Source organism: Pseudomonas sp. WS 5079, assembly GCF_012985465.1.
In the GTDB taxonomy this organism is placed as follows: domain Bacteria; phylum Pseudomonadota; class Gammaproteobacteria; order Pseudomonadales; family Pseudomonadaceae; genus Aquipseudomonas.
On the sequence record NZ_JAAQWN010000006.1, the window covers coordinates 427,596 to 441,512 of the forward strand.

12 protein-coding genes are annotated in these 13,917 nt (G+C 62.5%); 3 read left to right on the plus strand and 9 right to left on the minus strand.

The genetic code is table 11. The features are described 5' to 3' along the window. Window positions 1-17 precede the first annotated feature (17 nt). From HBO05_RS18600 to HBO05_RS18615, 4 genes are all read right to left on the minus strand, one after another. The gene (locus HBO05_RS18600; protein ID WP_170057574.1) at window positions 18-1,742 is read right to left on the minus strand and encodes a putative 2-aminoethylphosphonate ABC transporter permease subunit; all 1,725 of its coding nucleotides are present in this window, start codon (window positions 1,740-1,742) and stop codon (window positions 18-20) included. A 1-nt stretch (window position 1,743) separates the two neighbouring features. Continuing rightward, window positions 1,744-2,808, minus strand: coding sequence for a putative 2-aminoethylphosphonate ABC transporter ATP-binding protein (locus tag HBO05_RS18605; RefSeq protein WP_169954958.1), 1,065 nt, complete (start codon window positions 2,806-2,808; stop codon window positions 1,744-1,746). Window positions 2,809-3,045: 237 nt separating this feature from the next. Next, window positions 3,046-3,909, minus strand: coding sequence for a LysR family transcriptional regulator (locus tag HBO05_RS18610; protein WP_172313670.1), 864 nt, complete (start codon window positions 3,907-3,909; stop codon window positions 3,046-3,048). A 16-nt stretch (window positions 3,910-3,925) separates the two neighbouring features. Further along, window positions 3,926-6,238 (minus strand): heavy metal translocating P-type ATPase, encoded by a 2,313-nt coding sequence (locus HBO05_RS18615; RefSeq protein WP_170042138.1) that lies wholly within the window; start codon window positions 6,236-6,238, stop codon window positions 3,926-3,928. Window positions 6,239-6,323: 85 nt separating this feature from the next. Here HBO05_RS18615 and cadR point away from each other — a divergent pair, with 85 nt between their 5' ends. Beyond that, window positions 6,324-6,773, plus strand: coding sequence for a Cd(II)/Pb(II)-responsive transcriptional regulator (cadR, locus tag HBO05_RS18620; protein WP_169954961.1), 450 nt, complete (start codon window positions 6,324-6,326; stop codon window positions 6,771-6,773). A 114-nt stretch (window positions 6,774-6,887) separates the two neighbouring features. Here cadR and HBO05_RS18625 read toward each other — a convergent pair whose 3' ends face one another. Both HBO05_RS18625 and lgt read right to left on the minus strand, forming a co-directional pair. Then, window positions 6,888-7,859 carry a thymidylate synthase gene (locus HBO05_RS18625; RefSeq protein ID WP_172313672.1) on the minus strand — a complete coding sequence of 324 codons (972 nt, stop codon included), beginning with the start codon at window positions 7,857-7,859 and terminating at the stop codon, window positions 6,888-6,890. 51 nt (window positions 7,860-7,910) lie between these two features. Then, window positions 7,911-8,723, minus strand: coding sequence for a prolipoprotein diacylglyceryl transferase (gene lgt / locus HBO05_RS18630; protein WP_169954962.1), 813 nt, complete (start codon window positions 8,721-8,723; stop codon window positions 7,911-7,913). Between the two features lie 213 nt (window positions 8,724-8,936). Between lgt and HBO05_RS18635 the strand changes: the two genes are divergently transcribed. Further along, on the plus strand, window positions 8,937-9,683 hold the full coding sequence (locus HBO05_RS18635) for an NRDE family protein (RefSeq protein ID WP_169954963.1): 747 nt from the start codon (window positions 8,937-8,939) through the stop codon (window positions 9,681-9,683). A gap of 111 nt (window positions 9,684-9,794) precedes the next feature. Here the strand turns inward: HBO05_RS18635 and ptsP are convergent, their stop codons facing one another. Together ptsP and HBO05_RS18645 are read right to left on the minus strand one after the other, a co-directional pair. Then, window positions 9,795-12,074: a phosphoenolpyruvate--protein phosphotransferase gene (gene ptsP, locus HBO05_RS18640; protein ID WP_169954964.1), complete on the minus strand. Its 2,280-nt coding sequence runs from the start codon at window positions 12,072-12,074 to the stop codon at window positions 9,795-9,797. A 22-nt stretch (window positions 12,075-12,096) separates the two neighbouring features. Further along, window positions 12,097-12,576 (minus strand): RNA pyrophosphohydrolase, encoded by a 480-nt coding sequence (locus HBO05_RS18645; protein ID WP_032858866.1) that lies wholly within the window; start codon window positions 12,574-12,576, stop codon window positions 12,097-12,099. A gap of 143 nt (window positions 12,577-12,719) precedes the next feature. On the opposite strand from HBO05_RS18645, the gene HBO05_RS18650 reads away from it, so the two are divergent. Beyond that, on the plus strand, window positions 12,720-13,376 hold the full coding sequence (locus HBO05_RS18650; protein WP_172313674.1) for an HAD family hydrolase: 657 nt from the start codon (window positions 12,720-12,722) through the stop codon (window positions 13,374-13,376). 102 nt (window positions 13,377-13,478) lie between these two features. On the opposite strand, the gene HBO05_RS18655 is transcribed toward HBO05_RS18650, so the two are convergent. Next, window positions 13,479-13,892, minus strand: a complete 414-nt coding sequence (locus HBO05_RS18655; RefSeq protein WP_172313676.1) for a DUF2269 family protein — start codon at window positions 13,890-13,892, stop codon at window positions 13,479-13,481. Window positions 13,893-13,917: the final 25 nt, after the last annotated feature.

Here is a 13,917-nt window from a genome sequence, read left to right on the forward strand (position 1 = left end):
CCTTGTGGAGGGCAGAGTTATTGACCGGGCGCGGTTTGGCGCCAGGCCTGGGAGCGGCGCAACAAACCGCGTGAGGCCCACGCCAGCAGCAGCGAGACGCTGGCTGAGGTGAACAGAATCAGGGTCGACATGGCCGCCGCGCCGCCTACGTTGCCGGCGTCGTCCATGTTCAGCACGGCCACTGCGGCGAGGATGGTGTCGGGGCTGTAGAGAAAGATCGCTGCCGATACGGTGGTCATCGCCGAGACAAACAGGTAGCGCAGGATGTCCAACAGCGCCGGCAGGCAGATCGGTACGGTGACCCGCAAAAAGTGGCGGTACAGCGGCGCCTTGAGCGACAGCGCGGCGGCTTCGAACTCGGCGTCGAGTTGGCGCAGGGCCGTGGTGGCGGTCATTTGCGCGGTGGTCAAATAGTGAGCAATGGTGCACACCACCAGCAGCGTCATGGTCCCGTAGAGCACATGCAGCGGGTTGCCGTTGAGGTTGAAAAAGAACACGTAGCCCAGGCCCAGCACCAGGCCCGGCACCGCCATCGGCACAAAGCTGAGCATGCGCAGCGCCAGGTTGAGGCCTTTTTGCCCCTTGGTCTTTTCCATCAGATAAGCGCCGGTGAAGATCAGTACGCTGCCGATCAGTGCGGTGCAGATCGCCATGGTCAGGCTGTTGCGATAGGCCAGCCAGCCGCCGCCGGCGGTGTCATTGAACTGATAGTGGTTGAGCGACAGCGACAGGTTGTACGGCCAGAACTTCACCAGCGACGAATACACCGCCATGCCGAACACCAACAGCAGCACCGCGCAGATCAGCAGCACAATCGCCAGGTAGCAGCCATCACGCAGGCGCGATGGCGCCGGCTGGAACACCTGGGCGCGGCCGCTCATGGAGTCGCCGTGGCGCCGGCGCAGCCAGGTATCCACCGCAAAACTGAGCAGCGCCGGCAACAGCAGCACCATGCCGATCAGGGCACCACGACCGAATTGCTGCTGGCCGACCACGGCCTTGTAGGCTTCCAGCGCCAGCACTTGATAGTCGCCGCCCACCACCACCGGCACGCCGAAGTCGGTGATGGTCAGGGTGAACACCAGGCAGAACGCGGCGAACACGGCCTGGCGTGTCGCCGGCCAGGTGATGCTGCGAAACGCCCGGGCCGGGCTGGCGCCCATGCTTGAAGCGGCATCGAACAGCCGCGCGTCCGCCAGGGACAACGCCGACAGCAGGATCATCAGCGCGTGGGGAAAGGTGTAGATCACTTCACCGAGGACAATCCCCCAGAAGCCGTAGATGTTGTCTGACAGCAACCCGCGCAACATGCCCTGATTGCCGAACAGGTACACCAGGGCGATGCCCGGCAACATCGACGGCGCCATCAGCGGCAGCAACGACAGGCCGCGCCAGAGGGTCTTGCCGGGGATCAGCGTGCGTTGCAGGGCGTAGGCAAACAGGTAGGCCAGGGGTACGACAATGATCGCGACGCTCAGGGAAACCTTCAGGCTATTGCCCAGCAGCCAATGGAAGTTGGCGCTGGTCAGCAACTCGCGCGCGGCCACCAGGCCGCCGCCCTGGCCGTCTTCGGCGCTGAAACCGCGCCAGAAGATCGCCAGCAACGGCAGCAGCACGGCGACGCCCAACAGGCACAGCAGCAGCAGCTTGCCGCCCAGCACAAAAATGCGGTCGCCGATTTGCGCACGGGAAGCCTGACGGGCCACGCGGCCGGGTACCGGCAGGCTCATATCAACGGCCATCTCAGGCAAACACCTGCAGGCTGCGCGGTGGCAGTGCCACCCAGATATCCTGGGCGCCCAGGCGTGGCATGGCTTCCGGCGCCAGTTCGGCCAGCAGCGAATGGCCGGGCAACTGGTCCAGTTCAAAGCTCATGCGGCAACGGTTGCCGAGGAAGGTGATCTCGCGGACCTTGGCCGGGAACAGGTTTTCTTCGTGTACCGGCGGGTTGACGCTGATCGCTTCCGGCCGGCAGAACAGGCGGCCCGACGCGGCTTTGCCGCAGTCATCGGCCAGGCGCACGTTCATCCCGCCGACCTGGGCGTGGCTGGCGCTGTTGCGGCTGAACGGCAGCCAGTTGCCCTGGCCGACAAACTCGGCCACGAACGGCGTGGCCGGGCGGTCGTAGATTTCTTGCGGGGTGGCGTACTGCTCGACCTTGCCATTGTTCATCACGGCGATGCGGTCGGCCATCAGCATGGCCTCGTCCTGGTTGTGCGTGACCATCAGGGTGGTGATGCCCAGGCGGCGTTGCAGTTGGCGCAGCTCGGTACACAGGTGCTCGCGCACCCGGGCATCGAGGGCCGACATCGGTTCGTCCAGCAGCAACAACGACGGGGCCGGCGCCAGGGCACGGGCCAGGGCGACGCGCTGTTGCTGGCCGCCGGACAGTTGGCCGGGGTATTTTTTTTCGCTGCCGGTCAGGCCCACCAGTTCCAGCATCTGCGCCACGCGCTTGCGCACTTCATCGCGACCGCTGCCGGTCAGGCCGTAGCCGATGTTGGCCTCGACGCTGAGGTTGGGAAACAGCGCGTAGGACTGGAACAGAATGCCGTAGTCCCGCGCCTGGGGTGCCAGTAGGGAAACATCGCGATCACCCAGGTACAACTCGCCGCTGTCCTGGCGCTCCAGGCCGGCGATGCAGCGCAGCAAGGTGGTCTTGCCGCAGCCCGAGGGACCGAGCAGGCACACCAGTTCACCGGCGGCGACGTCCAGGGACACATGGTCCAGGGCAGTAAAGGCGCCAAAGCGCTTCTGGATACCACGCACCTTCATCGGCGCGCCGGGGTTGAGCTGGGCTGTGTTCATGGTGGCACCTCATCAAACTGATGAAGGCCATGCTAGGCAGCAAATGCGTCCCTGGTGTGGCAGGAAGGCAAAAGAGGGTGATAGTGGTATTGGTGGATTTGGGTAGGGGTATAGCCTTGGGGTGTTTGGTCTACCGCTATCGCAGGCAAGCCAGCTCCCACATTTGAATGTATTCACAGATCAAAATGTGAGAGCTGGCTTGCCTGCGACGGCGATTTCAAAACCACCAAAAATCTTTCAGAGTGGCGACATTTCCTGCGCCAACCCCAGAAACGCCGCCGGCAACCGCGCACCTTTGCGCTCTTTAAGGCAGTACAGGTACTCGGGAATCTGCGGCGCATTCTCGATGCTCAGCACCCGCAGTTGCGGGTCATGGGGCACTTCCTGGCGGGCGATGATACTGATGCCGATGTTGCGCAGCACCGCCTCGCGAATCGATTCGCGACTGCCGATTTCCAGCAGCGGCCCATAACTCACGCCAGCGCCCTTGAGCATCTCTTCAGTCAGGCGCCGGGTGGTGGACCCTGCCTCGCGCATCAACAGGGTATGCCCCGCCAGCGCACTGAGCGGCACATGCTCCAGCACGGCCAACGGGTGATTGCGATGCACCGCCAGTACCAGTGGATCGGTGCCCAGCACCCGGCGGATCAGGCGCGGGTCGTCCAGCAGTTGCGAGGAGGCGGCGACGTCCACCCGGTAATCATCCAGGGCTTCGAGGACCTGCTGGGAATTGCCGATTTCCACCGCCACTTCCACGTGGGGCAAGCGTTCGCGAAAGGTTTTCACCAGGTCGAGGATGTAATAGGGCGCGGTCGCGGCGATCCGCAACGTGCCCTGGACCTGGCCACTGTTGCGCAGGAAAAACTCGATATCCGCTTCCTGCTGCAACAGCGCCTTGACCATCGGCATCAACCGCGCGCCTTCGTCGCTGACGGTGAGGCGGCGGCCACCGCGGTAGAACAGCTCAACTGCGTACTGGCTTTCCAGATGGCGGATCTGGGTGGTCACCGTGGGTTGGCTCAGGCCGAGTTTTTTCGCCGCCTGGGTAATACTGCCCAGGCGGGCAACCATGTAAAACGCCTTCAACTCGGCACTCAGCACACCACCCTCTCATCGACTATTTGCGCAGCAGGCGCAGACCATTGAACACCACCAGCAGGCTCACGCCCATGTCGGCGAACACCGCCATCCACATAGTGGCCATGCCCATGAAGGTGACCGCCAGGAAGATCGCCTTGATCACCAGCGCCAGGGCGATGTTCTGCTTGAGGATACTCGACGTTTGTCGCGACAAGCGTATGAATGCCGGAATCTTGCGCAAATCGTCGTCCATCAGCGCAACGTCGGCGGTCTCGATGGCCGTGTCGGTGCCCGCTGCAGCCATGGCAAAGCCAATCTCGGCGCGGGCCAGGGCCGGGGCGTCGTTGATGCCGTCGCCGACCATGCCGACCCGGTGGTTTTTCCCGTACAGGTCCTCGATAGCCTTGAGCTTGTCGGTGGGCAGCAGGTCGCCCTGGGCCTGGTCGATGCCCACCTGGGCGGCAATTGCCTGGGCGGTGTGGGTGTTGTCGCCGGTGAGCATCAGGGTCTTGATGCCCAGCTCGTGCAACTGCTGGATGGCTTCGCGGCTGCTGTCCTTGACCGTATCGGCCACGGCGAACAGCGCCAGTGGGCCAGATGTGTCGAGCAGCAGCACCACCGACTTGCCTTGTTTTTCCAGGGCGAAAAGTTTTTCTTCAAGGGCCGGCGAGCACAGGCCCAGTTCTTCCACCAGGCGATGGTTGCCCAGGTGATAGACCTGGCCATTGATCTCGCCGCGCACCCCGCGCCCGGCCAGGGCTTCGAAGTTATCCACAGCCTGTAGCGGGAGTTTTTTATCCACAGCGGCATTGGCGATCGCCAGCGACACCGGGTGGTCGGAACGCGCGGCCAGGCTGGCGGCCAAGGCCGGCGCGCGGTCCTCCAAGTTGGGGAACAACGCCAGGTAGTCGGTCTGCACCGGCTTGCCGTGGGTGATGGTGCCAGTCTTGTCCAGGGCCAGGTAGTCCAGCTTGTAGCCGGCCTCCAGGTACACGCCGCCCTTGATCAGGATGCCTTTGCGCGCAGCGGCAGCCAGGCCGCTGACGATGGTCACCGGGGTGGAAATCACCAGCGCACAAGGGCACGCGACCACCAACAGCACCAGGGCGCGGTAGATCCAGTCAAACCACACCGCGCCCATGAACAGCGGCGGGATCACCGCCACGCCGAGGGCAAACAGGAACACCGCCGGGGTGTAGATTTTCGAGAAGCTGTCGACAAAGCGCTGGGTCGGCGCCCGCGAGCCCTGGGCCTGTTCCACTGCATGGATGATGCGCGCCAGCGTCGAGTTGTTGGCGGCAGCGGTCACCCGGTATTCCAGGGAACCGGCCTGGTTGATGGTGCCGGCGAAGACTTTATCGCCCACGGTCTTCTCGATCGGCAGGCTCTCGCCGGTGATCGGCGCCTGGTCGATGGTGGACTGGCCGGCAGTGACTTCGCCGTCCAGACCAATGCGCTCGCCGGGACGTACCCGCACAACAGCGCCCAGTTCAATGGTCTTGACCTCTTGTTCGACCCAGCTTCCGTCAGCCTGGCGCACCGTGGCCCGCTCCGGGGTCATCTGCATCAAGCCACTGATGGCATTGCGCGCACGGTCCAGGGACTTGGCCTCGATCAACTCGGCCACGGTAAACAGGAACATCACCATCGCCGCTTCCGGCCACTGGCCGATCAGGATCGCACCGGTCACGGCGATGCTCATCAGCGCGTTGATGTTCAGGTTGAGGTTTTTCAGGGCAATCCAGCCCTTTTTGTAGGTGGTAAGGCCGCCACTGAGGATCGACACCAGCGCCACCAGCGCCACCACCCAGGTCGGGGCCGCGTCAGTGAAATGGATCACCTCTGCTGCCAGGGCGCAAAAACCAGACAGGGCCAGCGGCCACCAGTGCTTCTTGGCCGGTGGTGCGGCGGCCGGCACGCCCTCTTCGATCGGATCGGCCTGCATGCCCAGGGACTTGATGGCCTCGACGATCGGCGCGGTGCTCGGCAGGTCGTGGGTCACGCCGAGGATACGGTTGATCAGGTTGAATTCCAGTTGCTGCACACCGGCCATCTTGCCCAGTTTGTTCTGGATCAGCGTCTGCTCAGTGGGGCAGTCCATGGCCTCAATGCGGAAGGTACTCAGGCGCGCGTTGGCGCTGGTTGCTTGCGTCAACGTCACCAGCGACGGGGCTGCGGCGCCGGAACAGCAGGAGCCGCCACCGTGATCATGCTTTTTCACAGGCGCAAGCTTTTGCGCGTGATCATGATGGCTATGATCATGGCCGTGGTCGTGATGGCTGTGATCATGGTCGTGATCATGATCGTGGCTGTGGTCGTGCTTGTGCGGGGTGCGCAGGGAATCGCTCATTGTGTCGCGTCCATGAAGGTGCCTGTTGCCAAGTAAAGACCCTGTAGCCACTATAGGGTCAAGCACCCTTTTGGAGATTGCTGCGATGAAGATCGGCGAACTGGCAAAACTGACCGACTGCCCGGTGGAAACCATCCGTTATTACGAGAAAGAAGGCCTGCTGCCACCACCGGCGCGCAGTGAGGGCAACTACCGGCTGTACACCCAGGCGCACACCGAGCGCCTGACCTTTATCCGCAACTGCCGCAGCCTGGACATGACCCTGGAGGAAATCCGCAGCCTGCTCGGCCTGCGTGACAGCCCCCAGGACCAGTGCGAGAGCGTGAATGCACTGATCGACGAGCATATCCATCACGTCAAGGCGCGGATTGACGGGTTGCTGGCCTTGCAGACACAACTACTCGACCTGCGCCAGCGCTGTGGCGAAGGGCCGGAGATCGACCAGTGTGGGATTTTGCAGCGGCTGGAGGTCAGTGGGAGTGTGGCGGCCAGTGAGGCGGAGCACTCACATGTGGGTCGTAGTCACGGCCATTAGATAATGGGGTAACTGAGCTGACGCCATCGCAGGCAAGCCAGCTCCCACATGTGCCTGAGTACTCGGTCACATGTAGGAGCTGGCTTGCCTGCGATGCAGACGATGCGGTCTCGACTAGACCGCCATCGGCGCCGTCATCGGCGCATGGTGCTCATAGCCTTCCAGCGAGAAGTCGCCAGGCTCGATCAGCTCCAGCCACTCCGGCTGGTACACGCCGGTCCTGGCAAACTCCGGCACGCGCTCGCTGATCACCAACTTCGGCGCGGCGAATGGCTCGCGCTTGAGCTGTTCGTTGAGCATGTCCAGGTGGTTCTCGTAGACGTGCGCATCACCGATGAAATAGGTGAACCAGCGCGGCGTGTAGCCGGTCAGGCGCCCGATCAGGCTCAGCAGCGCGGCGCCTTCGGTGAGGTTGAACGGCGTGCCCAGGCCCAGGTCGTTGGAACGGATGTAGAGGGTCAGGGAGATTTCCTTGGTCTCGACATTCGGGTGGAACTGGTACAGCAGGTGGCACGGCGGCAAGGCCATTTCATCGAGCTGGGCGCAGTTCCAGCCGTGGAACAGGATGCGCCGGCTGCCCGGGTCCTTGATGATGGTGTCGACACACTGGCGGATCTGGTCGATGGCCTTGTACAGCACCACGTAGGCCTGGCCGTCTTCCTCGCCTTCGGCGATCTGGCGATAGCCCTGGGCCAGGGTCTGCTCGATAGCGGCCTGGTTGCTTAGCGGGATCTGCTTGTACGCCGGCCATTTGCGCCATTGCACGCCGTAGATCTCGCCCAGGTCGTCCTCGCCCTGGCGGAACGGGTTGGCCAGCCACTGCGCGTTTTCGTTGGCGTTCTGGTCCCAGACCTTGCAGCCCAGGGCGCGGAATTCGGCGGCGTTATTCACCCCACGCAAAAAGCCGCACATCTCGCCAATCGCCGATTTGAAGGCCATTTTGCGGGTGGTGATGGCCGGGAAGCCTTCCTGCAGGTCAAAGCGCAACATCGCACCGGGGAAGCTGATGGTGTTCACGCCAGTGCGGTTGGCCTGCTTGGTGCCGTTGTTGATGACGTGGGAAACCAGCTCGAGATATTGCTTCATGACATTACCTGTATCGGTGAAGCCGACGCCCTCGGGCCTCGGCGTTCGAATTTATAGCGCAGTGGTCTTGATCGCCTGTGGGCGGTTGTAAGCCCACCAGAGCAGGCCCAGGCCAACAAGAATCATCGGAATGCTCAGTACCTGACCCATGGTCAGCCAGCCGAACGCCAGGTAGCCCAACTGCGCATCCGGCACCCGCACGAACTCGACGATGAAACGGAAAATCCCGTAGAACAGGGCGAACATCCCCGAAACCGCCATGGTCGGCCGCGGTTTGCGCGAGTAGATATAGAGGATCAGGAACAGCGCCACGCCTTCCAGGGCGAACTGGTACAACTGCGACGGATGGCGCGCCAACTGCGCCGGGTCGCTGAACGGCGGGAACACCATGGCCCACGGCACATCGGTCGGCTTGCCCCACAGCTCGGCGTTGATGAAGTTACCGATACGCCCGGCCCCCAGGCCGATCGGCACCATCGGCGCGACAAAATCCATCAGTTGGAAGAACGACTTACCGTTGCGCCGGCCAAACCACCAGGCCGCGAGCATCACGCCGATAAAGCCGCCGTGGAACGCCATGCCGCCCTTCCATACCTCGAAAATCAGGGTCGGGTTGGCCAGGTACGCGCTCAGGTCGTAGAACAGCACATAGCCCAGGCGCCCGCCGACGATCACGCCCATCGACATCCAGAACACCATGTCGGAGAGCTTCTCCTTGGTCCAGGTCGGGTCGAAGCGGTTCAGGCGTCGGGAAGCCAACAGCCAGGCGCCGCCGATGCCGATCAGGTACATCAACCCGTACCAGTGGATTTTCAGCGGACCGATGGCCAGGGCCACCGGGTCGATCTGCGGGTAAGGCAGCATTGCGACTCCTCGTTAAATCATTCGTTATTGCGCACGGACCTTGCCGGTGGACGATTAAGCCTGCGTTACAGCAGCTCGATCAAATGAAGAAGTTCGCACCCGCGCCAAGCAGCCTGGCATGTTAACGGATGGGAGGCATCTGGCCCAACTTCGATACGATGGATAGCCGGCGGTTCTATGGGTAGAGTGAGCAAAACACAAAAGGATCGCCTTATGTGCCTGATTGTTTTCGCCTGGCGGCCGGGCCATGCCCAGCCGCTGATCGTCGCGGCCAACCGTGACGAATTCTACGCCCGGCCCAGCCTGCCCTTGGCCCAGTGGCCGGATGCACCGCAGGTGTATGCCGGTCGCGACCAGGAAGCGGGAGGCACTTGGCTGGGGGTCGGCGCCGATGGACGGTTTGCCGCGCTGACCAATATCCGCGACCCGCACCAACCACCGGCGCGCAAGTCCCGCGGCGAGTTGGTGGCGCGTTTTCTCGGTGGTTCGCTGCCGGTTGCCGACTACTTGACCGAGGTTAACGGCAGATCGATTGAATATGCCGGATTCAACCTGTTGCTTGGCACGCCGCACGAGCTGTGGCACTACAACGCCAATGAATCGGCCCCCACCCAACTGAAGGCCGGGATCTATGGTTTATCCAACGCCGGGCTGGATACGCCCTGGCCAAAGCTGCTCAAGGCCAAGGCGGCACTGGCCCAAGTGCTGAGTGATCCGCAGCCGGATGCCTTGCTGAAAATTTTGAGCGACCCGCAGACCGCTCCTTTTGCCGAGTTGCCGGATACCGGGGTGGGGTTGGCTACGGAGAGTTTGTTGTCGAGTGTGTTTATCGCCAGCCCCAGTTATGGGACGCGGGCGAGTACCGCGCTGATTGTGCATGCCGATGGGCTGCGACATATGCTCGAACGCAGCTTTGGGCCCCATGGGGGGCGGTTGGGCGAGGTGGAACTCAAGATCTAACAGCGCCGCAGGTCAACTGTGGGAGCGGGCTTGCCCGCGATAGCATTGGATCAGTCGGCATCTTAGTTGACTGACCTACCGCAATCGCGGGCAAGCCCGCTCCCACATTTTTTAGAGGGTTTTCGTCGCGGTCGGATTGATCATCCGCGCCAACCCCAGGCTTTTCAGGGCCAACTGCAGCGAGCTGTGGATAACTTGCGGGTTGTCGATGGTCATCAGTTCCGCCAGCAGATCCTTGGCCTTGCTCAGGTTGATCTGGCGCAGCATCCACTTGACCTTGGGCAAGTTGGTGGCGTTCATCGACAGGCTGTCAAAGCCCATGGCCATCAACAGCACCGCCGCCGCCGGATCACCGGCCATTTCCCCACAGATACTCACCGGCTTGCCTTCGGCATGGGCATCGCGCACCACGTTCTGCAAGGCTTGCAGCACCGCCGGGTGCAGGTAGTCGTAGAGGTCGGCCACCCGCGGGTTGTTGCGGTCCACGGCCAGCAGGTATTGGGTCAGGTCGTTGGATCCCACCGACAGGAAGTCCACCTGCCGCGCCAGTTCCTTGGCCTGGTACACCGCGGCCGGGATTTCGATCATCACGCCAATCGGCGGCATCGGCACGTCGGCGCCTTCGTCGCGCACTTCGCCCCAGGCCCGGTGGATCAGGTGCAGGGCTTCTTCCAGCTCGTGGGTGCCGGAGATCATCGGCAGGAGAATGCGCAGGTTGTTCAGGCCTTCGCTGGCCTTGAGCATGGCGCGGGTCTGGACGAGGAAGATTTCGGGGTGGTCGAGGGTAACGCGGATACCGCGCCAGCCAAGGAAGGGGTTGTCTTCCTTGATGGGGAAATAAGACAGTGACTTGTCGCCGCCGATGTCCAGGCTGCGCATCGTCACCGGTAACGGATGGAAGGCGGACAGTTGCTCGCGATAAATCGCCAGCTGCTCCTTCTCGCTCGGGAAACGTTGGTTGATCATGAACGGCACTTCGGTGCGGTACAGGCCCACCCCTTCAGCGCCACGTTGTTGCGCACGCGCCACGTCCGCCAGCAGGCCCGTATTGACCAACAGCGGTACACGGTGGCCGTCGAGGGTCACGCAGGGCAGTTCGCGCAGGGCATCGAGCCCCTGGGACAGCTGGCGCTCCTCCTCGACAACTTCGGCGTACTGCTTGCGCAGCACCTCGCTGGGGTTGGTGAACACCTCGCCACGGTGCCCGTCGACGATCATCGAAATGCCGTCGACCTTGGAATACGGCAGGTCCACCAGGCCCATCACTGTCGGGATGCCCATGGCACGGGCCAGGATCGCCACGTGGGAGTTGCCCGAACCCAATACCGAGACCAGGCCCACCAGTTTGCCTTCCGGCACTTCGCCGAGCATGGTGGCGGTCAGTTCTTCACTGATCAGGATGGTGTTGTCGGGGTAGACCAGGTTGGTGGTGCGGTCTTCCTGCAGGTAGGCCAGCAGGCGCCGACCGAGGTCACGCACATCCGAGGCGCGCTCGCGCAGGTAGGCGTCGTCCATCAATTCAAAGCGGTTGACGTGATCGGTGACCACCTGGCGCAGCGCGCCCTGGGCCCACTGGCCGGTCTTGATCACGGTCTTGACTTCGTTACCCAGGGACGCGTCGTCGAGCATCATCTGGTACACGTCGAACAGCGCCCGTTCTTCGGGGCGCAACTGGGTGGCCAGCTTGGTCGACAGGTTGCGCATATCGGCGCGCACGCCTTCCAGGGCGGTCTTGAACAGTTTGATTTCCGCGTCGATGTCGTCGACGGACTTGTCCGGCACCACATCGAGGTCGGCCGGCGGCAGCATGACCACCGCAGTACCGACCGCCGCACCCGGCGAACCCGGTACGCCGACGAACTTGGCTTCCTGGATCCCCTTGCCCTGGCGCCCCAGGCCGCGAATCGAGCCGGTGGCTTCGGCGTGGGCGATCACCCCGGCCAACTGCGCGCTCATGGTCACGAGGAAGGCTTCTTCACCTTCATCGAACTGGCGGCGTTCTTTCTGCTGGATGACCAATACGCCGACAACGCGGCGGTGGTGGATGATCGGTGCGCCGAGGAATGAGGCATAGCGCTCTTCACCGGTTTCGGCAAAGTAGCGATAACGCGGGTGATCGGCCGCGTTTTCAAGGTTCAGGGGTTCTTCACGCGTCCCCACCAGGCCCACCAGACCTTCATTGGGCGCCATGCTGACCTTGCCGATGGAGCGCTTGTTCAAGCCCTCCGTGGCCATCAGCACAAAACGGTTGGTTTCGGGGTCCAGCAGGTAAACCGAGCAGACCTGGCTGCCCATGGCTTCCTTGACGCGCAACACAATAATCCCCAACGCCGCCTTGAGATCCTTGGCGGAGTTAACTTCCTGGACGATCTTGCGCAGCGTATTGAGCATGGCTCGGGGTCGAACTCCGTCGTCAGTCGCGCGCTAAAAGGCGCGGGGCAAGCTCTTTGAGAGCGCGACGATAAACCTCGCGCTTGAATGTCACCACCTGGCCCAACGGATACCAATAACTGACCCAGCGCCAGCCATCGAACTCCGGTTTACCGGTCAAATCCATACGCACCCGCTGCTCGTTGGAGACAAGGCGCAGCAGAAACCACTTTTGCTTCTGGCCGATGCACAGCGGTTGGCTGTGGGTACGCACCAGGCGTTGCGGCAAACGATAGCGCAACCAGCCTCGGGTACAGGCCAGAATTTGCACATCTTCGCGCTCCAGGCCGACTTCTTCGTTCAACTCACGGTACAGGGCGTCTTCAGGGGTTTCGTCGGGGTTGATCCCACCCTGGGGAAACTGCCAGGCATCTTGGTTGATTCGGCGAGCCCATAGCACCTGTCCGGCATCATTCGTAAGAATAATCCCGACATTTGGACGGAAACCATCGGGGTCGATCACGGCAACAACCTCGCAAACGCATGTCGCCGCATTGTTCCACAAAGCTTGTTGCAGCGGCAACGAGGCTGCTTACCTTATGTGCACTCTTGTGAAAAGACCGTATTCTGGACGCCTTTTTACAGACTTTTCAGCGAGTAACCGCAATGCGCCTGGCTTTATTCGACTTGGACAACACGCTTTTGGGCGGCGACAGTGACCACGCCTGGGGTGATTACCTGTGTGAGCGCGGCATCCTCGATGCCGTTGCCTACAAGACCCGCAACGACGAGTTCTACCAGGATTACCTGGCCGGCAAGCTGGACAACGCCGCGTACCTGAACTTCAGCCTGGAGATCCTCGGCAGCACCGAGATGGCCCAGCTCGACGAATGGCACCGCGACTTCATGCGCGACTGCATCGAGCCGCTGATGCTGCCCAAGGCGGCTGAACTGCTGGCCAAGCACCGCGCCGCCGGTGACACGCTGGTGATCATCACCGCCACCAACCGCTTTGTCACCGCGCCGATTGCCGCACGTTTGGGGGTTGAAACCCTGATCGCCACCGAATGCGAGATGGCCGATGGCCGCTACACCGGGCGCAGCACCGATGTACCGTGCTTTCGCGAGGGCAAGGTCACGCGCTTGAATCGTTGGCTGGAAGAGACCGGGTATAGCCTGCAAGACAGCTATTTCTATAGCGACTCGACGAATGACCTGCCGCTGCTGGAGCAGGTGACCCACCCGGTGGCGGTGGATCCGGACCCGAATCTGCGGGCCGAGGCCCAGAAGCGTGGCTGGCCGGTGATTAGCCTGCGCGGCTGATAAAGCTTTCGCGAGCAAGCCCGCTCCCACATTTGATCGGGTTCCACCTTTGGAATGTGGGAGCGGGCTTGCTCGCGAATGAAGGCGACCCGGTTTCAAGCCTTAAACGGGTTTGGCACCCATCAACCCGGCAATCGCCACAAACCCCACCAGGCTGACAACCGCCAGGGCCAGGGTGAATTTCGCACTGCCCGTACCGCCCAGCCGCAGGCGATTGAGGCGCACCACCAGCCAGAACCAGGCCAGCGCCGCCACGGTGTAGATCACGCTGGAGCCCAGGATCCATGTCTGCCCCAATGGCCAGCCGATCAGGTGCACCAGGCACCAGCCGGTAAACGGCATGCTCACCAGGCTTACGCCCATCAACAACCAGACAAACAGCCATGGCCGGTGCAACGTAACCGCCGGGCCGGCGGCGCGCTTGCGCCAGCTCAGTACGGCCAGCGCCAGGCCACTGGCCAACAGCAGCACTGTTGCCACCATGTGGATCGTCTTGAGGGTCGTCAGATATTCCATGCTCTCGATTCCTTAAAGGCCGCCC